Annotated in this window: 16 protein-coding genes and 1 pseudogene; 12 read left to right on the top strand and 5 right to left on the bottom strand. The window is 66.6% G+C overall.

Translation table 11 applies throughout. The annotated features are described in order from the left end of the window. Positions 1–10: 10 nt before the first annotated feature. The 6 genes and pseudogenes from QTH97_RS28535 to QTH97_RS28510 all read left to right on the top strand — a co-directional run bounded on the left by QTH97_RS28535 (position 11) and on the right by QTH97_RS28510 (position 7,046). Complete coding sequence (locus tag QTH97_RS28535; RefSeq protein ID WP_286571902.1) at positions 11–1,552, top strand: ABC transporter ATP-binding protein; 1,542 nt, start codon at positions 11–13, stop codon at positions 1,550–1,552. Beyond that, positions 1,545–2,696 (top strand): ABC transporter permease, encoded by a 1,152-nt coding sequence (locus QTH97_RS28530; RefSeq protein WP_286571901.1) that lies wholly within the window; start codon positions 1,545–1,547, stop codon positions 2,694–2,696. The genes QTH97_RS28535 and QTH97_RS28530 overlap by 8 nt, the downstream gene beginning before the upstream one ends. A gap of 86 nt (positions 2,697–2,782) precedes the next feature. Continuing rightward, positions 2,783–3,703 (top strand): ABC transporter permease, encoded by a 921-nt coding sequence (locus tag QTH97_RS28525; RefSeq protein ID WP_286571991.1) that lies wholly within the window; start codon positions 2,783–2,785, stop codon positions 3,701–3,703. A gap of 52 nt (positions 3,704–3,755) precedes the next feature. Beyond that, positions 3,756–4,925: a BMP family ABC transporter substrate-binding protein gene (locus QTH97_RS28520; protein ID WP_286571900.1), complete on the top strand. Its 1,170-nt coding sequence runs from the start codon at positions 3,756–3,758 to the stop codon at positions 4,923–4,925. Positions 4,926–4,993: 68 nt separating this feature from the next. Beyond that, positions 4,994–5,994: pseudogene (locus QTH97_RS28515) on the top strand (aromatic ring-hydroxylating dioxygenase subunit alpha). Beyond that, a complete protein-coding gene (locus QTH97_RS28510) occupies positions 5,994–7,046 on the top strand; it encodes an adenosine deaminase (protein WP_286571899.1) in 1,053 nt (350 codons plus the stop codon). The pseudogene QTH97_RS28515 and the gene QTH97_RS28510 overlap by 1 nt, the downstream one beginning before the upstream one ends. On the opposite strand, the gene QTH97_RS28505 is transcribed toward QTH97_RS28510, so the two are convergent. Beyond that, the gene (locus QTH97_RS28505; RefSeq protein ID WP_286571897.1) at positions 7,004–8,299 is read right to left on the bottom strand and encodes an MFS transporter; all 1,296 of its coding nucleotides are present in this window, start codon (positions 8,297–8,299) and stop codon (positions 7,004–7,006) included. The genes QTH97_RS28510 and QTH97_RS28505 overlap by 43 nt on opposite strands. 85 nt (positions 8,300–8,384) lie before the next feature. Here QTH97_RS28505 and QTH97_RS28500 point away from each other — a divergent pair, with 85 nt between their 5' ends. Beyond that, positions 8,385–9,308 carry a LysR substrate-binding domain-containing protein gene (locus tag QTH97_RS28500; RefSeq protein ID WP_286571896.1) on the top strand — a complete coding sequence of 308 codons (924 nt, stop codon included), beginning with the start codon at positions 8,385–8,387 and terminating at the stop codon, positions 9,306–9,308. Positions 9,309–9,334: 26 nt separating this feature from the next. On the opposite strand, the gene QTH97_RS28495 is transcribed toward QTH97_RS28500, so the two are convergent. Next, a complete protein-coding gene (locus QTH97_RS28495) occupies positions 9,335–11,536 on the bottom strand; it encodes a phosphocholine-specific phospholipase C (protein ID WP_286571895.1) in 2,202 nt (733 codons plus the stop codon). 24 nt (positions 11,537–11,560) lie between these two features. Next, positions 11,561–11,776: a hypothetical protein gene (locus tag QTH97_RS28490; protein WP_286571894.1), complete on the bottom strand. Its 216-nt coding sequence runs from the start codon at positions 11,774–11,776 to the stop codon at positions 11,561–11,563. A 203-nt stretch (positions 11,777–11,979) separates the two neighbouring features. Between QTH97_RS28490 and QTH97_RS28485 the strand changes: the two genes are divergently transcribed. Further along, the gene (locus QTH97_RS28485) at positions 11,980–13,071 is read left to right on the top strand and encodes a BMP family ABC transporter substrate-binding protein (RefSeq protein WP_286571893.1); all 1,092 of its coding nucleotides are present in this window, start codon (positions 11,980–11,982) and stop codon (positions 13,069–13,071) included. 18 nt (positions 13,072–13,089) lie between these two features. On the opposite strand, the gene QTH97_RS28480 is transcribed toward QTH97_RS28485, so the two are convergent. Both QTH97_RS28480 and QTH97_RS28475 read right to left on the bottom strand, forming a co-directional pair. After that, a complete protein-coding gene (locus tag QTH97_RS28480; RefSeq protein WP_286571892.1) occupies positions 13,090–13,752 on the bottom strand; it encodes an acyltransferase in 663 nt (220 codons plus the stop codon). Next, positions 13,749–14,912, bottom strand: a complete 1,164-nt coding sequence (locus tag QTH97_RS28475) for a glycosyltransferase family 4 protein (RefSeq protein WP_286571891.1) — start codon at positions 14,910–14,912, stop codon at positions 13,749–13,751. The genes QTH97_RS28480 and QTH97_RS28475 overlap by 4 nt, the downstream gene beginning before the upstream one ends. Positions 14,913–15,119: 207 nt before the next feature. Between QTH97_RS28475 and guaD the strand changes: the two genes are divergently transcribed. The 4 genes from guaD (at position 15,120) to ypfJ (ending at position 18,374) form a co-directional block, all read left to right on the top strand. Then, on the top strand, positions 15,120–16,409 hold the full coding sequence (gene guaD / locus QTH97_RS28470; RefSeq protein WP_286571990.1) for a guanine deaminase: 1,290 nt from the start codon (positions 15,120–15,122) through the stop codon (positions 16,407–16,409). 58 nt (positions 16,410–16,467) lie between these two features. Continuing rightward, complete coding sequence (gene dcd, locus QTH97_RS28465; protein ID WP_106555705.1) at positions 16,468–17,034, top strand: dCTP deaminase; 567 nt, start codon at positions 16,468–16,470, stop codon at positions 17,032–17,034. A gap of 138 nt (positions 17,035–17,172) precedes the next feature. Next, the gene (locus tag QTH97_RS28460) at positions 17,173–17,448 is read left to right on the top strand and encodes a hypothetical protein (RefSeq protein ID WP_286571890.1); all 276 of its coding nucleotides are present in this window, start codon (positions 17,173–17,175) and stop codon (positions 17,446–17,448) included. A 50-nt stretch (positions 17,449–17,498) separates the two neighbouring features. Continuing rightward, positions 17,499–18,374: a KPN_02809 family neutral zinc metallopeptidase gene (gene ypfJ, locus QTH97_RS28455; RefSeq protein WP_286571889.1), complete on the top strand. Its 876-nt coding sequence runs from the start codon at positions 17,499–17,501 to the stop codon at positions 18,372–18,374. The last annotated feature ends 85 nt before the right edge of the window (positions 18,375–18,459 follow it).

The following is an 18,459-nucleotide window of genomic DNA, read 5'->3' as shown; positions in this document are numbered from 1 at the left end:
AGGCATAGGCATGACAATCCACAGACTCCAACTCGCGCACATCACCAAGCGCTATCCCGCAGTGGTCGCCAACAGCGATGTGTCGCTGACGGTGGCCCCCGGTGAAACCCACGCGGTGCTCGGCGAAAACGGCGCCGGCAAATCCACGCTGATGAAGATCATCTACGGCTCGGTGAAGCCCGATGAAGGCAGCGTGATGTTCAACGGCCAGCCGGTCAACGTGCGCAATCCGCAGGAGGCGAGGGCGCTGGGCATCAGCATGGTGTTCCAGCATTTCAGCCTGTTCGACACGCTGACCGTGGCCGAGAATGTCTGGCTCGGACTCGACAAGAGCCTGGCGCTCGCCGAGGTGGCGCGCCGCGTGCAGGCCAAGGCCGGCGAGTACGGGCTGGACATCGATCCTTCGCGCCCGGTCCACACGCTGTCGGTCGGCGAGATGCAGCGCGTCGAGATCATCCGCGCGCTGCTGACCGACCCCAAGCTGCTGATCCTCGACGAGCCGACCTCGGTGCTGACGCCGCAGGCGGTGCAAAAGCTCTTTGTCGTGCTCAAGCAGCTCGCATCCGAAGGCTGCAGCATCCTCTACATCAGCCACAAGCTGCATGAGATCCGCGAGCTCTGCACGGCGTGCACGGTGCTGCGCGGCGGCAAGGTCACCGGGGTGTGCAACCCGCAGAACGAATCCAACGAATCGCTGTCGCGCCTGATGATCGGCGCGGAGCCGCCGCCGCTGACGCACCGGCCGATCCACGCGGGCGCGGTGGCGCTGCAGGTCAAGGGGCTGACGCTGGCGCGGGAGGACCAGTTCGGCGTCGATCTCGACGGCATCTCGCTCGACGTGCGCGCCGGCGAGGTGGTGGGCATTGCCGGTGTGTCGGGCAACGGCCAGAAGGAATTGCTCTACGCGCTCTCGGGCGAGGACACGCGCGCCGAGGCGCCGATGATCCAGGTGTTCGGCCAGCCGGCCGCGCATTTCCGGCCGCGCCGGCGGCGCGGGCTGGGGCTGCACTTCGTGCCGGAGGAAAGATTGGGCCGCGGTGCGGTGCCTACGCTCGGGCTGGCGCACAACCTGCTGCTCACGCGCAGCAACGCGGTGGGCAAGGGCGGCTGGATTCGCACCCGCGCGCTGCAGCAGCATGCGAGCGACATCATCCAGCGCTTCAACGTCAAGGCAGGCGGGCCGAACGCGGCGGCGCGCTCGCTGTCGGGCGGCAATCTGCAGAAATTCATCGTCGGGCGGGAGATCGACGCCAACCCGAAGATCTTCATCGTCTCGCAGCCGACCTGGGGTGTGGACGTGGGCGCGGCGGCGCTCATTCGCGGGGAGATCCTTGCGCTGCGCGACGCCGGCTGTGCGGTGCTGGTGGTGAGCGAAGAACTCGACGAACTCTTCGAGATCAGCGACCGCCTGCACGTGATCGCCAAGGGCCGGCTTTCGCCTTCCATCGACCGTGCCGCGGCCACCGTGCCGCAGATCGGCGAGTGGATGAGCGGTCTCTGGGATAAATCGCATCGCGCCGCCACGGCGTCCGCGGAGGTGGCCCATGTTTAAGCTCGAACCCCGCCCGCAGCTCTCGCGTTTCTGGAGCTACGGCTCGCCGATCCTGGCGTTGCTGGTCACGGTGGTGATCGGCATGGTGCTCTTCGCGATGCTGGGCAAGGACCCGGTCAAAGGGCTCTCGGTGTTCTTCTGGGAGCCGATCAAGAGCGGCTACGCGCTGGGCGAACTGATGGTCAAGGCGACGCCGCTGCTGATCATCGCGCTCGGGCTCGCGGTGTGCTTTCGCTCCAACGTGTGGAATATCGGCGCCGAGGGGCAGTTCGTCTTCGGCGCCATTGCTGCCGGCGGCGTCGCGCTGCTGGCCGACAAGACGACCGGAACTTGGATCGTCGCGGCGATCCTGTTCGCGGGCATCGCGGGCGGCATGGTGTGGGCCGGCATCGTCGCCTTTCTGCGCGACAAGTTCAACGCGAACGAAATCCTCGTGAGCCTGATGCTGGTGTACGTCTCGACGCTGCTGCTGGGCTACATGGTCTACGGGCCGTGGAAGGATCCGATGGGCTACAACTTCCCGCAGACCAAGACCTTCGAGGCGGTGACGCAGATCCCGCGGCTGATGAAGGGTTCGCGCGTGAGCATCGGGCTCATCATTGCGCTGCTCGGCTCGGCGGCGCTGTGGGTGTTTCTCTTCCGGACGCGTGCGGGCTTCGCGCAGCAGGTCGGTGGGCTGGCGCCGGCGGCCGCGCGCTACGCGGGCTTCTCGGCGCGGCGTGCGGTGTGGATCGCACTGCTGACCTCGGGCGGCGCGGCAGGCCTGGCCGGGGCGCTCGAAGTGGCGGGTCCGATCGGCCAGCTCACGCCCTACGTGCCGGCCGGCTATGGCTTCGCCGCGATCATCGTGGCCTTCGTCGGGCGGCTGCATCCCGTGGGGATGATCTTCTCGGCGATCCTGATGAGCATGTTCTATATAGGGGGCGAATTGGCGCAGTCGCGGTTGGGCTTGCCCAAATCGTTGACCGGGGTGTTTCAGGGTCTGCTCCTGTTCACGCTGCTGGCGTGCGACACGCTGATCGCCTATCGCATCCGGCGCAAGTCGGCGCCCAAGGCGATCGCGGCGGCTCCGGGGACCTCGTCTCTTCAGGCCAGCACCCCGCTTACCGCACCCGTTGCCCGTCCCACAGAAGGAGCCGCATAGATGTACTCCCACGCTCATCATTTCGTGTGTTCGCTGCCGCCGGAGGGGGCGCATGCCTCCCTCGGGGCGGCCCGTCGGGAGGCATGATGGAAAGCTACGCACTCCTCCTGGGGTCCACCCTGAGCGCCGGCACGGTGCTCGCGATCGCAGCGCTGGGTCTTCTGATCAACGAGAAGGCCGGCATCGTCAACCTGGGCGCCGAGGGCATCATGCTGTGCGCCGCCATCGCCGGCTTCGCGACCGTCGTGACCACGCACAACAACTGGCTTGGCTTCCTCGCCGGCATGGCGGCGGGTGCGCTGCTCTCGGCCTTCTTCGGGGTGCTCGTGATCTGGCTCAACACCAACCAGTACGCGACCGGGCTGGCGCTGAGCCTCTTCGGCGTGGGGTTCTCGGCCTTTGCCGGCATCAATTTCGTGCAGGCCAAGCTGCCCGAGAGCGTGTCCTACGCCCTGCCGGTGCTGGGCGACATTCCGCTCGTCGGCCCGGCGCTGTTCAGGCATCACCCGATGGTGTATTTCGCGGTGGTGCTCACGATCGGGCTGATCTGGTTTCTCTACCGGACGCGCGCCGGGCTGGTGCTGCGCTCGGTGGGCGAATCGCCGGAGTCTTCGCATGCGCTGGGCTATCCGGTGCGGCGCATCCGCTTCATGGCGGTGATCGCGGGCGGCGCGCTGTGCGGGCTGGCGGGCGCCTATCTCTCGACCGTCTACACCCCGCTGTGGGTCGAGGGCATGGTCGCCGGCCGCGGCTGGATCGCCCTGGCACTTACCACCTTCGCGACGTGGCGGCCGATTCGGGTGCTGCTCGGCGCCTACCTGTTCGGCGGCGTCTCGATGCTGGGTTTCCACCTGCAGAGCACCGGCGTCAACGTGCCGAGCCAGTTCCTGAGCATGCTGACCTACATCGCCCCGATCGTGGTGCTGGCGCTGATCTCGCGAAACCCGGCCTTCATCCGCGTCAACATGCCGGCTTCCATAGGAAAACCGTTCTACCCCGGCTCATAATCGCGTTTCGTTTTGTTTCTTCGCCAACCTGTCCTTTGAGGATTTCAAACAAATGAATGATCTGAACAAGCGTTCCCTGCTCAAGCTGGCCGCCCTGACGGCGGTCGCTTCGGCCGCCCTCATCGGCTGCGGCAAGAAAGAAGAAGCGCCGGCTCCCGCACCCGCCGCCCCGGCACCGGCTCCGGCCGCATCGGCACCTGCGCCCGCCGCTCCGCTGAACATCGCTTTCGCCTACGTCGGCCCGGTGGGCGACGGCGGCTGGTCCTTCGCGCACGACAACGGCCGCAAGGCGCTCGAGAAGGAATTCGGTGACAAGATCAAGACCACCTTCGTCGAAAGCGTGCCCGAAAGCGCCGACGCCGAGCGCGTGTTCCGCGACATGGTGAGCCAGGGCAACAAGCTGATCTTCGGCACCACCTTCGGCTACATGGAGCCGATGCTGAAGGTCGCTGCCGACCACAAGGACGTCAAGTTCGAGCATGCCACCGGCTACAAGACCGCCGAGAACATGCGCACCTACGACAGCCGCACCTACGAAGGCGCGTACATGGCCGGCATCATTGCCGGCTCGATGACCAAGAGCAACACGCTGGGCGTGGTCGGCTCGGTGCCGATCCCCGAAGTGCTGCGCAACATCAACAGCTTCACGCTGGGCGCGCAGTCGGTCAATCCGAAGATCACGACCAAGGTGGTGTGGGTCAACGAATGGTTCAGCCCGCCGAAGGAAACCGAGGCGGCCACGGCGCTGATCAACGGCGGCGCCGACGTGCTGTTCCAGAACACCGATTCGCCCGCCGTGCTCAAGACCGCACAGGAAAAAGGCAAGCGCGCCTTCGGCTGGGATTCCGACATGACCGCCTACGGCCCGAAGGCCCATCTGGGCTCGGCCATCATCAACTGGGCGCCTTACTACATCAAGGCTACCCAGGACGTGCTGGACGGCAAGTGGACGACCGGCCAGACCTGGTGGGGCGTGAAGGAAGGCGCGATCGACATGGTGTCGATCGCCGAAGACGTGCCGGCCGAAACCAAAGCCAAGATCGATGAAGTCAAGAAGGGCCTGAAGGACGGCAGCTTCGTGATCTGGAAGGGCCCGATCGTCGGCCAGGACGGCAAGGAACTGGTGGCTGCCGGCGCTGCAGCGGACGACAAGTTCCTGAGCGGCGTCAACTTCTACGTCAAGGGCGTGGAAGGCTCGGTGCCCGGCGGCGAGAAGAAGTAAGCAAGGCCCGGCCATCCGGTGCAAAGGGTTGCCTCCCGGGGCAACCCTTTTTCGTTTCAGGTCCCACGATGATTGAAAGACAACTCTGGCATCCCGTCGCACTGATCGAGGATGTGGCCGAAGCGCCCGTTCCAGTGCGCCTGCTCGGCGAGAGCCTCGTGCTGTGGCGCGACGATGCAGCCGCCGTGCATGCATGGACGGATCGCTGCCCGCATCGCGGCGCGCAACTCTCGCTCGGCAAGGTCGTGAACTGCGAAGGCGGCGCGCGCCTCGAGTGCCCGTATCACGGCTGGCGCTTCGAGGCCGGTGGCCGCTGCGTGGAGGTTCCCGCATTGCCGACGTTTGTCCCCCGGCCACGCACCGCGCCATGACGCACAGTGCGCGCGTGGCGCATGGACTGGTGTGGGTGCGGCTCGACGCTCCGGCCGGGGACGAGGAAGACGCGATACCCGCTTTCACGCCCGAGGAAGACACCCGGCTGCGCAAGCTCAACTGCGGGCCCTACGACGTCGAGACCAGTGCGCCGCGCCTGGTCGAGAACTTCCTCGACATGTCGCATTTCGGCTTCGTGCACGAGGGCTGGCTGGGTGCGCGCGACATGACCGCGATCGACGACTATCGTGTCGAAGCCACGCCGCATGGGCTGCTCGCGACGGGCTGCAAGGCCTGGCAGCCGCAATCCACCATCAACTCGACCGCGCCCGCGCAGGTCGAGTACACCTATGAAGTCACCGCGCCCTACACCGCGGTGCTGACCAAGATCCCCGAGGCCGAGAGCGTCGGAATCGACGACTACCGCGAATCCATCGCGCTCTACATCTGTCCGATCGACGCCGAACGCAGCCGCGTCTGGTTCCGCCTCGCCACCGCCGACTTCGAGCGCGACGACGCGGCGCTGCGCGCCTTCCAGGACACGATCTTCCTGCAGGACAAGCCGGTGCTCGAATCGCAGCGCCCCAAGTGCCTGCCGCTGGACCTGCGCGCCGAACTGCACACCGTGGCCGACAAGGCCTCCTCCCTCTACCGCCGCCACCTCAGAATGCGTGGCATCACCTTCGGAGTCTGCTGATGAATACGCCCCGCCACACCGTTCGCGACATTCCCGCGGACCGCCTTCCGGCGCTGCTGCGCGCCATGCCCAAGGCCGAACTGCACATGCACATCGAGGGCTCGCTCGAGCCCGAGCTGATCTTCGCGCTTGCGCAGCGCAACGGAGTCGCCATTCCCTATGCCAGCGTCGAAGACCTCCGCCGCGCCTACGCATTCACCAACCTGCAGAGCTTCCTGGACATCTACTATGCCGGCGCCAGCGTGCTGCTCAAGGAGCAGGACTTTTACGACATGGCCTGGGCCTACCTCGAACGTGCGGCGGCGGACAACGTCATCCGCACAGAGATGTTCTTCGACCCGCAGACGCACACCGAGCGCGGCGTGTCCATGCAGACCGTGATCGATGGCCTTCATCGTGCCTGTGTCGATGCCAGGGACAAGCTCGGCGTCGATGCCGCGCTCATCCTGTGCTTCCTGCGCCACCTGAGCGAGGAGGATGCCTTCGCCACGCTGGAGCAGGCGCTGCCGTACCGCGACCGCTTCATCGGCGTGGGCCTCGATTCGAGCGAGCTCGGCCATCCGCCCGAGAAGTTTGCGCGCGTGTTCGCACGCTGCCGCGAACTGGGATTTCATCTCGTTGCGCATGCGGGCGAAGAGGGGCCGCCCGCCTACGTGTGGAGCGCGCTCGACGTGCTCAAGGTCGAGCGCGTCGACCACGGCGTGCAGAGCACCAAGGACCCCGCGCTGATGAAGCGCCTCGCGCAGGATCGCATTCCGCTGACCGTGTGCCCGCTGTCGAACCTCAAGCTCTGCGTGTTCCCCGACCTGGGGCAGCACAACCTGCGCGAACTGCTCGACGCGGGCCTGGTCGCCACCGTCAACTCGGACGACCCGGCCTACTTCGGCGGCTACATGAACCAGAACTTCATCGAGACCTTCGCGGCCACCGGGTTGACGGCGCAGCACGCGTGGCAGCTTGCGGCCAACAGCTTCGAGGGCAGCTTCGTCGACGCTGCGGCGAAGCGGGCCTACGTCGATCGGCTCAACGCGGCGTTCGACGCTTTTGCCTGAGCCTGGCGTCGCGGCACGGGAGGCACGAGGAGCGGCAGGGCCACCAACGCGCAGGCGGCGGCCGCGAACCAGACCAGCGGCCACCCCTGCAGCGTGAGCAGATGGGGAATCGCGAGTGGCGTAAGGAAGCACACCGCGAACACGCTGGTGTTGGCCATGCCCAGCGCAGTGCCGGCGCGCGCGGCGCCCGAAAGCGTGGCGAGTTCGGTGTAGGCCACGCCGTGCCAGGCCGACACGCACACGCCACAGGCCGCCAGCAGCAGGATCAGCGCGAAGCGCAGCGCGGCTGAGTCGCCGACAGACCCTTCGCTGGCCAGTGCCACGCCGCCGAGCAGTGCAAAGAGCAGCACGCTCAGGGCGCTGCATGCGCGAAGGTAGGTCGGGCGGTTTCTGCGGCGATCCGTCCACCGGCCGCTCCATACGCGCATCGCCATGGCACCGATCTGCACGGCGACCATCGTGGTCGAGATGGCTGCAAGGCCTGCATGGCCGAAGTCGTGCAGGAAGACGGTTCCGAAGGAAAGTACCGCGAACTGCGGCGCACACAGGATGCCGATTCCCGCGACGATGCGCCAGATGCGCGCATCCCGCAACGGTTCATCTCGCTGCTCGTCGGCGCCACCCTTCGCCCCGGATGGCAACGGCGCCGCAGGCGGTTCGCAGATCCAGGCCCACGCCAGAAGGGCGCTGATCGCGCACAGCGCTGCCAGCAGACCGTAGATCGCCGCAAAGCCGAAGTGCAGCGCGACCGCAGGCAGGACCAATGCGCCGATGCCGCCGCCGAGTGGCACGGCGGTCTGGCGAATGCTCATGGCGAGCCCGCGTTCACCTTCCGCGAACCAACTCATCACGGCGCGTCCGCTCGCACCGTTGACACTGCCGCCCAGCAAGCCGACCAGCAGAAGCCCCCCGCACAGCCAGCCCAGGCCGGGGACGTGCCGGGGCGAGGGCGCCGCAAACAGCGCCATCGCGATGAGCGCCAGCGCCGTGGCGCCGAGCCCCGTGAGCAGCACCGGCCTGTCGCCCCAGCGGTCGGTCAGCAGCCCCCATGGCAATTCGCTGACCGCGATGCCCAATCCCATCAACCCGAGCACGAGACCCAGCGTGGCGTTGTCGAGCCCATAGCCGGAGCGCATAAGGACGGCGGTCATGGGAATGCCGCTGAACGCGACGGAGAAAGCGGCGTTGGCGGCGACGCCGGCGGCAAGGACCTTCCAGCGGTGTGCCGGGCGGGAGGCGTGATCGTGTTGCATCGTGCGGCGAAGTTTCCGTCGTTGCAATGGTTTTGAAAATCAGAAAATAATCGGCTGACAGTTCAAAAAAACAGGACGATTGAATATGAGCCAGGTGATGTTCGATCTCGATGTGCTCCGCAGTTTTTCTACCGGCGTGGCACTTGGCAGCTATGCCCGCGCGGCCGACAGGCTCGGGCGCTCCACCTCGGCCGTGAGCGCCCAGCTCAAGAAACTCGAAGCACAAGCCGGCACCTCGTTGTTCCGCAAGGCAGGCCGCGGCCTTGAATTGACGGACGCGGGCGAAACCATGCTGGCCTACGCGCACCGCTTGCTGGAAATCAACGACGAGGCGGCGGCAGCGATGCGGGGCGTCGACTTGCAAGGATGGGTGCGCCTGGGCTTGCAGGAGGACGTGGGCGAGTCGTTGTTGCCGGGCGTGCTCGGACGTTTTGCGCGGGCGCATCCCAAGGTGCGCATCGAAGCTTGCGTGGCGCGCAGCGCCGAGTTGCGGGAGCGGCTCGAGCTGGGACAACTCGATCTCGCGCTGATCTGGGAAGCCGGCGAGGGCGCCTCGCCGGCCCATGGCGAACGACTCATTCGGCTTCCCATCGAGTGGGTCGGTCCTGCCGCGCCGGATGCGCTCGATGCACCGTGGTGGACCGAGCGCCGCGGCGCTCGCAAGTCACGAGAGCCCTTGCCGCTGGTCCTGCTCGATGCGCCGTGCCCGTTGCGCGACATGGTCACGGCCGTGCTCGACCGCGCGGGGATTCCATGGCGGCATAGCTTCACCAGCGCGAGCCTTGCAGCCCTGTGGTCGGCCACGTCTGCAGGACTGGGTCTGTCGGCGCGCACGCCTTTCGGCCTGCCGCCGCATGTGCGCGTGATGGATCGCATCGACGCCGGCTTGCCGGCGCTACCGCACATGGCGCTGGCCATGTACAGGGCGCAGGTGGCGCCCGAAGCGCCGGTGGTGCGACTGGCCGAGTTGTTGCGAGAAGCGGTCCGCGCGAGCATGCGCGGCCGCTGAACTGGCCGCCTGCGTTCCGGTCGGGATCAGAGATCCGGCTTGCCGAAAGCCGGATCGCTCACCGAGTGCCTGCCGGTCTCCACGCGTCCGGCAAAGCGCCGGTAGTAGGCCGGGTCCGAGTCGCAGGTGACTGCGAAGTCGTACCACTGGCCGCTCGCATCCAGGTCCCAATGCTTCTCTTCGTCGCCGCCGCCCTTGACGCGGACCGCCCATGGGCCGTCGTCGCGATAGGCCTTGGCCTGGATCGTGAACCGGCACGCACGGTCGCCGTCGTTGCGCAGCTTCAGGTACAAGTCGCCGCGCCGCGCGTCGTAACCCACGCGCACTTCCGGCTGGGGTGCATCGCCGGCGCGCAGCCGATTCAGGTCGCCCTTGAAGTGGCGGTGGAAGCCGTTGGGGCCGAGCACCCACAGGTCGTAGAGGCCGGCGTTGTCGGCCATCGCGGCCCAGTTGTCCTCCAGTTTCTCTCCGTGTCCCACCATGTAGCGGCGCGGCAGACGGTCCAGATGCAGCTTGTCGTAGACATGGAGGACGGCGCCGGCCTCGCCGGTGTTCGCGAACACGAGGCGGACCCTGCCGTGCAGCGAATCGGTGCGCGCGCTCACGTGCAGTTCGTATGGCAGGGCGCGCGATGGCCGCGTGCCGGTGGCCTGTCGCGGCAGCAGCGGATTCGCCGGTGGCGTGATGGGCGCGAGCTTTTCCTGGTCGGCACGCAGCAGGTCGGCCTGGTCGCGGGTCTTTCGTCCGGCCAGCGTGGGGAGCACCTCGTCGTTGGGGCGCGCGAAGTTGAAGGCCGTGGTCAGGTCGCCGCATACGGAACGGCGGAAGCGGCCGATGTTTGGCTCCTTCACGCCGAATCGCTTTTCCAGGAAGCGAATGACGGAGGTGTGGTCGAAGACCTCCGAATTGACCCAGCCGCCGCGGCTCCAGGGGGAGATCACATACATCGGCACGCGCACGCCGGGCCCATAGACACGGCCGTCGGGCTGCGGCTGGCCGGTGGTGCCGGGCGGGTTCGGATGGGTGAACCGCTCGAAGGCGACGTCGGATTCGGGCAGCGTCGTCTTGCCGGCAGGCGTTCCGTCGGGGTTGAGCGAGGGCGCGGAGGGCGAAGGGTGGTGGTCGAAGTAGCCGTCGTTCTCGTCGAAGTTGACGAGCAGCACGGTCTTGCTCCACACCGCGGGCACGGCGGTGAGTGCGTCCAGCGTCTCCTGGATGTACCACGCGCCCTGCACCGGGCTGGACGGCCCGGGATGCTCCGAGTAGGTCGCCGGCGCGATGATCCACGACACCTGCGGCAGCTTGCCGTTCTTCACGTCCTGGCGGAAGCGTTCGAAGTAGGTCTGTGCGTTGTTGAAGTCGCCCGGCATGGTGTTGGCGATGCCCTTGTAGAGCGGATTGCCGACGTCGTCGCTCGCGGGGTCGTACGCCGGCGACAGCGCGTCGTTGCTCACCGGCTTGCCCGAGGCTTCATTTGCCTTCCGATACTGCTTGAAGCCGGCCAGCGGGTTGTCGCCGAAGTTGTCGGGCATGTTCTGATAGACGATCCAGCTCACCTTGGCTTCCTGCAGGCGTTCGGGGTAGGTCTTCCATTCGTAGCCGAGCGTCGATGCGTCGATCGAATCCCACTCGTTGTTGAGCGAGGCCACGCCCGCGCCGGTCGGGCCGTTGGTGCCGGTCCACATGAACATGCGGTTGGAGTTGGTGCCGGTGTGCATCGAGCAGTGGTACGCGTCGCAGAGCGTGAAGGCATTGGCCAGTGCGAACTGAAAGGGCAGTTCGGGCTCCTTGAAGTAGCCCATCGACGCGACGGTCTTGTAGCGGGCCCACTGGTCGATGCGCCCGCCGTCCCATGCGCTCTGCCCATCGGACCAACTGTGCGGCGTGCCGCTGAAGCGCTGCGCGTTGCCCTTGCTGCTGTCGAGGTGGAAGGGGAGCACCGGCTGCCCGTTGGCGTCGGCCTGCTGCCACACGTTGCGGCCTTGCGGCAGTGGAATGGTGAAGCGGTCGCCGAAGCCGCGCACGCCGCGCAGCGTGCCGAAGTAGTGGTCGAAGGAGCGGTTCTCCTGCATCAGGATCACCACGTGCTTGACGTCCTTGATGGTGCCTGTCTCGTTGTGCGCGGGGATGGCGAGCGCCCGGCGGATGCTGGGTGGAAACGCTGCGAGCGTGGCGGCGGCGATGCCGGTGGTGGCGGTGCCCTGGATGAATCTGCGGCGCGAGTTCATGGTTCCGGTCCTCGTGTCGGTCGTTCAGGGGGCGTAGCGGACGTCGGGCTTGTCGCTCGAGGCGCTGGCGTCGGCCGGCGCCGCGGCATCGGCTTTCGGGCTGCCGGCGGCAGCCGAAGGCGACGTCGACGATGCGGAAAGGCTCGTCGGCGTCCCGCCGCCGCTGCCGCCGCATGCGGCGAGGGCCAGGACCAGGGTCAATGCGCAACTCGCGCGCAGGTGTGCAACCGCTTCATGCATGGGTATCTCCTCCAGTTGTCAGGGGATCGTTTCGGAAGCCGCCGAGGCTAGGCAGCCAACGTGACAGCGCCGTGAAGCGGTGAGCGTTGTTGCGCAACTGGAAGTGACATGCGGTGGGCATGCTGCCGCCCGGGTAAAATACCCGCCCGGCGCTGCCGCCCCACAGCGCCATTCTTCATTCCGGGGCCATGTAGAGGACTACCATGTATAAAAACCTCGCAGCCGCGCTCGCGGCCGCCTGCTTTTTTCTTCCAGCTTTTTCCCAAACCGCGCCGAAGGCCGATCCGCTGAAGATCGGCTTTGTCTACGTCGCGCCCATCACCGATGCCGGATGGGTTCGCCAGCATGAAAGTGGCCGCAAGGCCGTCGAGGCCGCGCTGGCCGGCAAGGTGAAGACCACCTACGTCGAGAACGTCGCCGAGGGCGCCGACGCCGAGCGCGTCATTCGCGATCTGGCGCAGCAGGGCAACAAGCTCATCTTCACCCCCAGCTTCGGCTACATGGAACCCACGATGAAGGTCGCGCGCGACTTTCCGGACGTGAAGTTCGAGTCGATCACCGGCTACAAGACGGCGCCCAATGTCGCGACCGCGAACGCGCGCTACTACGAAGGGCGCTACCTGGCCGGCGTCGCGGCCGGCCGCATGACGAAGACGAACGTCGCGGGCTACGTCGCGGGCTTCCCGATTCCCGAAGTGCTGCAAGGCATCAACGCCTTCACGCTGGGCATGCGCTCGGTCAATCCCAAGGCGCAGGTCAAGGTGGTTTGGCTCGACGTGTGGTTCGACCCACCGAAGGAGCGCGACGCGGCCATGGCCCTGTTCAACCAGGACGCCGACGTGATCGCCTTCCACACCGGTTCGACCGCCGTGATGGCCGCGGCCCAGGAGCGCGGCAAGATGGCAGTGGCCTATCACTCGGACATGCGCAAGGTCGCGCCCGACGCGCAGATCGTCGCGGTCACCCATCAATGGGGCGGCTACTACACGGAGCGCGCGCGCGCCGTGATCGACGGCACCTGGAAGAGCGGCAACGTCTGGGGCGGCGTCAAGGAAGGCTTGATCCGCGTCGGCGATTTCGGCCCCAAGGTGCCGAAGGCCGTGCAGGACGAAGTGCTGGCCCGGCAGCAGGACATCGCCGCAGGCAAGGTGAAGCCCTTCCAGGCAGCGGCCGAGGTGCGCGACAACGAGGGCCACGTCGTCATCCCCAAGGGGCAGAACCTCAGCGACGAGCAGATCCTCAACATGAACTGGCTCGTCGAAGGCGTGCAGGGAAGGGTCGCCCGCCGCGGATGACCGGGGCCAGCCCCGGCTTCAGTGAACGAAGCCGCGTGTCCGGTTGAAGTACGCGGCATCGGCATCGAGGCTCTTGACCTTGACGGCCGGCTGCCCCGCGTACACCGCGCATTCCTCGGTGTGGGCCTTGTTGAGCACGGAGCCCGCGCCGAGCACCGACCGGTCCGGCAGCACCGCGCCGCCCAGCACCGTGACGCGCGTTCCGACGAGGCAGTAGGCGCCAATGCGGATCGGTTTGCAGTCCTGCCGACCCTCGACCACGTTGATGCCGTGAGTGATGAACTGCGAGTGATAGCCCGCGATGGTCGCGAAGGGTCCGACTTCGATCTTGTCCGTGCAGTCGATGATGTGCGACTTGGTGATGGCCGCATGCTCGCCGACGATGAGTACCGGCTCGCGCTGTGTCCGGTGCGTGAAATGCGCGCCCTTCGGCGGATGGCCGGTGATCCAGTTGGAGCGGTCGATCACCGAATGCGCGCCGCATTCCAGCCTGCCGAGGTGGATCGCGACATTGAAATGCCCGATGTAGGCGCCCTCGCCCATCACCAACTCGCCAGGAAAGACGTACGACAGGCCGATGCGCGCCCCGTCCGCGATCCGGTAGCCCCAGAAGCGCCGCAGGACCCAGCGCTTGAGCTTCCACGGAAGGAACACCACCCCCAGCGCCAGCAGCTTCTTCATGGCAGAGGCTTGGACCGGGGCTGGGTCGCTCGCTCCCCGATCGCGCGCTGGTAGGCGGCCACGTAGTTCGCTGCCATTTGCGTCGAGGTGTAGTGCGCGGCGTTTTCGAGCCCAAGGCGGCGCATCTCGCCCAGCCGGGGCGCGGCCTGCTCGATGGCTGCGGCCATGGCTGTCGCGTCGGCGGGGTCGACGTACACCGCGCCGTCGCCGCCGATTTCGCTCATCGGTGCGAAATTCGACGTGAAGACCGGGCAACCGCAGGCCTGCGCCTCGATGATCGGCCAGCCGAAGCCTTCCTGGAGCGACGGGAAGAGGAGGGCCGTCGCGCTGGAGTAGATCGCGCGCAGCTCTTCGTGTGAGATGTTCTGCACTGTCCGGATCTTGTCCGCGACGCCATGCTCCTGGGCCAGCCTGGCCGATTCGGCAGACAGCTCCGGCCCCACGAAGAGCAACCGGTTCAACACCGGCGCGACGCCGGCCGCTGCCGCGCGCTCCTGCAGCGCTATGAATGCCTCGAGCACGCCTCGCCGGTTCTTGCGGTCCATGTCCCAGCCGACGTGGAGCAGGAACTTGTCCTGCACCGAGATCCCCATGTGAGCCACCAGGCGTTGTGCCTCGTCGGGCGGGACCGGCGAGAAGTCGTCGTTCAGGCCGTTGAGCACGGTCGTGACCTTGCGCTCGTCCGCGAAGCCCATGGCCAGCACTTCGCGGCGGGTCAGTTCGGAAACGCAGGCGATGAGGTCGGCGCTGGCCATGCCCTTGACGATCAGCCGTTGGAAAAGCCTGCCGGTCCAGCCGACGTTCCAGCCGTCCACCAGGCCCTTGGCAGCCTGCACGGCGATCACGTCGTGGCAAGTGATGACGTTGGGCTTGGCTTTCACTCGAGGGATGTACATGCCGTTGGAGTGGTCGGCGACATGCACCACGTCGGCCCAGCGCACATGCCGCGCGAGGTATGGAAGAAAGAGGATGAACTTGTCGATGTAGCCCAGCCACTTCTTCCGGCGGGAGGTATAGCCCCCCCTGAGCACGCGGCTCGGCGGCGAGATCACCCGCAGTTCGCAGCCGATTCGGGGAAGCTCGCGTTCCAGGACGCGTTTGAAGGCGAGCATGCTGGTCTGGCCGTCGGGCTCATAGTTCGCGATCAGAAGCACCTTCATCTGCACTGGGCGCTCTTGGCGGCGTCACGTGATGGCATTGCTTTTCCTGGAATGAGTTGGCCGGATTATGTTCGACCGCGAGGGGGCGGCCGGCAGCGGCCGGAAGTACGATCGTGCGGTTGCACGTGCCGGCAGCGCTGCCGGCATATAGCGTCCATATGAGCTAGCACATTGCATACCGGCGTTGCTGCCGTACCCTCCATGCCCATGCAAGCGTACCGTGCCTCCCTTTTGCGATTCGATGCCGCCGGCCAGCCGGTTTTCGATGAAGACGGCCTGCTGGTCGTTGGCCCCGACGCCGACGGGCGGCAAAGGGTGCAGGACGCCGGCGACTTCGCGACCGTCGCGGCCCGCCATCCGGGGGTTGCCGTCACGCACTGGCCGGGGCGGATTCTGTCGCCGGGCTTCGTCGACATGCACATCCATTTCCCGCAGACGGACATCATCGGCGCGCCCGCCGATGGCCTCCTGCCCTGGCTGGAGAACTACACCTTCCCCGCCGAGAGCCAGTTCGCCGATCCCGCCCATTCGGCGGAAGTGGCGGAAGTGTTCTTCGACGAGTTGCTGCGCAACGGCGTCACGACCTCGCTGACTTTCGCGACCTCGCATCCGCAATCGGTACAGGCCTTCTTCGAGGCCGCCCGGCGCCGGCAGCTCCGCATGATCACGGGCAAGGTGTTGCAGGATCGTCATTCGCCCGACGGTGTACGCGACCAGACTGAACAAAGCCTGATCGACACCGAATCCCTCATCCGCCAGTGGCACAACGTGGACCGCCTGGGCTACGCCATCACCCCTCGCTTTGCGCCCACCAGCACCGATGCGCAACTGCGCGGTGCAGGCGAACTGGCCGCCAAGTACCCGGACACCTGGATTCACTCGCACGTCGCCGAGAACAAGGACGAGGTGAAGTGGGCGCGCGAGCTGTTCCCGCAGGCGCGCTCGTACCTCGACGTCTATGCCGGTTTCGGCCTGATGCGCGAGCGCGCCGTCTACGCGCACTGCATCCACTTCGACGACGACGATCGCCGCCTGATGCGCGAGACGAAGACCGCCACCGCGGTGAGCCCGACCAGCAACCTCTTCCTCGGCAGCGGATTCTTCGACTTCGAGGGCGCGGACCGCATCGGCTACCGCTACGGGCTGGCCAGCGACGTCGGCGGCGGCACCAGCTTCAGCCCGTTCGCGACCATGCTGGCTGCCTACTACGCGGGCCGCGAAGGCCAGACCAAGCCCGGCGTGAGCATTCCGCCATCGCAGCTCTGGTGGCGCCACACGGGCGGCGCGGCGCGCGCACTGGGGCTCGACGGGGTCATCGGCAACCTGCAGCCCGGCTGCGAGGCGGACTTCGTGGTGATCGATCCGAAGGCCACCCCGCTGCTGGCCCGCAAGACCGCGCTGGCGAACAATCTGGAAGAACTGCTCTTCGCGATGATCGTGCTGGGCGACGACCGGTTGATCGAGCGCACGGTGATCTCGCAGGCCCTGGCCGACTGAGCGCCGGGAGCAGGGCGGCGCGCTGCCTAGAATAGCGCCCCCGAGGAAGGACCCTGATATGAGCATCAAGAGCGACAAGTGGATCCGGCGCATGGCCGAGAAGAACGGGATGATCGAGCCCTTCGAGCCCGGCCAGATCCGCGAGCAGGACGGCCACCGGATCATCAGCTACGGCACCTCCAGCTATGGCTACGACATCCGCTGCGCGCCCGAGTTCAAGGTCTTCACGAACATCCACAGCACCGTGGTCGACCCCAAGAACTTCGACGAGAAGAGCTTCGTCGACTTCCATGGCGACAGTTGCATCATCCCGCCCAACAGCTTCGCGCTGGCGCGCACGGTCGAATACTTCCGCATCCCGCGCAACGTGCTGACCATTTGCCTCGGCAAGAGCACCTATGCGCGCTGCGGCATCATCGTCAACGTCACGCCTTTCGAGCCCGAATGGGAAGGCTACGTCACGCTGGAATTCAGCAACACGACTCCGCTTCCCGCCAAGATCTACGCGGGCGAGGGTTGCGCCCAGGTGCTGTTCTTCGAGAGCGACGAGGTCTGCGAAACCAGCTACAAGGACCGTGGCGGCAAGTACCAGGGTCAGCGCGGCGTGACCCTCCCGAAGGCCTGAGGCACTTCCCAAAGCCCTAGGCGGGGCTCCGGCGCGGTCCTACAGCGTCTCGGGGCCAGCGCGTCGGGTGTGGCGCCCGGCGCATCGGCAGCATCTTGTTCCATCCCACGCAGGAGGCGTGGCTACAGGAGCGAGAACATGTCGATTTTCCAGAGCGTGCGTGAGATGCCCCCGTATCGCCTTCTGCTGCTCGGGACTTTGGTCGCGATTGCACTGGTGCAGGTCGTGGCAATGGTGGTGGTGACGCGGTCCCAGGTTCAGAAGGCCGAAGCGCACTATGCGCTGGAGCGTGCCGCCTTCGCTGCGGCGGCAGCCGAAAAAAGCGCCGAAGGAAGCGCCGAGAAAACTGCGGCCATGGCCCGCCCCAGCGCCCGTGATGGCGTCATGAATGTTGGGTACGTGGTCTCCCGCTGAGCGCGTACCATCCTGCGACCGCCGCCCGGAATAGCGGCAAGGAGAGCGACATGAGATGGGAAGGCAACGAGCAGTCCGACAACGTCGAGGACCGGCGCAGCGGTGGCGGTGGAGGGGGCGGTTTCCCGATCGGAGGGCGCAGCGTCGGCATCGGCACCGTGGCCGTGGCGCTCATCGCCGGCTGGATCTTTGGCATCAACCCGCTCACGGTTCTGGGGCTGTTGAGCGGTGGCGAACCCGCGCCGCAAGTGCAACAGGGGCCGGCACAAAAGCCGCCGCCCAACGACCGCGAAGCTGCTTTCGTCTCCACGGTTCTGAAAAACACCGAAGTCGTCTGGAGCGACATCTTCCGCCAGCATGGCGGCTCGTACGCGACCCCGAAGCTGGTGCTCTTCCGCGGCGCGACGCCGACCGCCTGCGGCACTGGCCAGTCGGCCATGGGCCCGTTCTATTGCCCTGGCGACAAGAAGGTCTACATCGACCTCGGCTTCTTCGACACCCTCAAGAACCAGCTCGGCGCGCCTGGCGTCTTCGCGCAGGCCTATGTCATCGCGCATGAAATCGGCCACCACGTGCAGGACGAACTTGGCATCACGGACAAGGTCGACCAGATGCGCGGCCGCTTGAGCCAGGCGCAGAACAACGCGATCAGCGTCCGCGTCGAGTTGCAGGCCGATTGCCTGGCCGGCGTGTGGGCCCACCACTCCCAGCAGTCCAAGCAATGGCTGGACCCCGGCGACATCGAAGCCGCCATGAATGCGGCCCAGAAAATCGGCGACGACGCCCTCCAGCGCTCCGCCGGACGCGCCGTCGTGCCCGACAGCTTCACCCACGGCACCAGCGCCCAGCGCCAACGCTGGTTCGGCGTCGGCTTCAAGTCGGGAAATCTCCAGGACTGCGACACCTTCGCCGCCAAAAACCTCTAGCGAGAAGGGGTCTGGGCGCCCCATTTCCGGAGCATCGCGGAACCGGCGCTACCGGGCCGCAGGTGTTGCAGCCGCCAGGGAGTTG

Source organism: Variovorax gracilis (assembly GCF_030317115.1).
Lineage (GTDB): Bacteria > Pseudomonadota > Gammaproteobacteria > Burkholderiales > Burkholderiaceae_C > Variovorax > Variovorax gracilis.
This window is presented reverse-complemented; position numbering and strand designations above follow the sequence as displayed.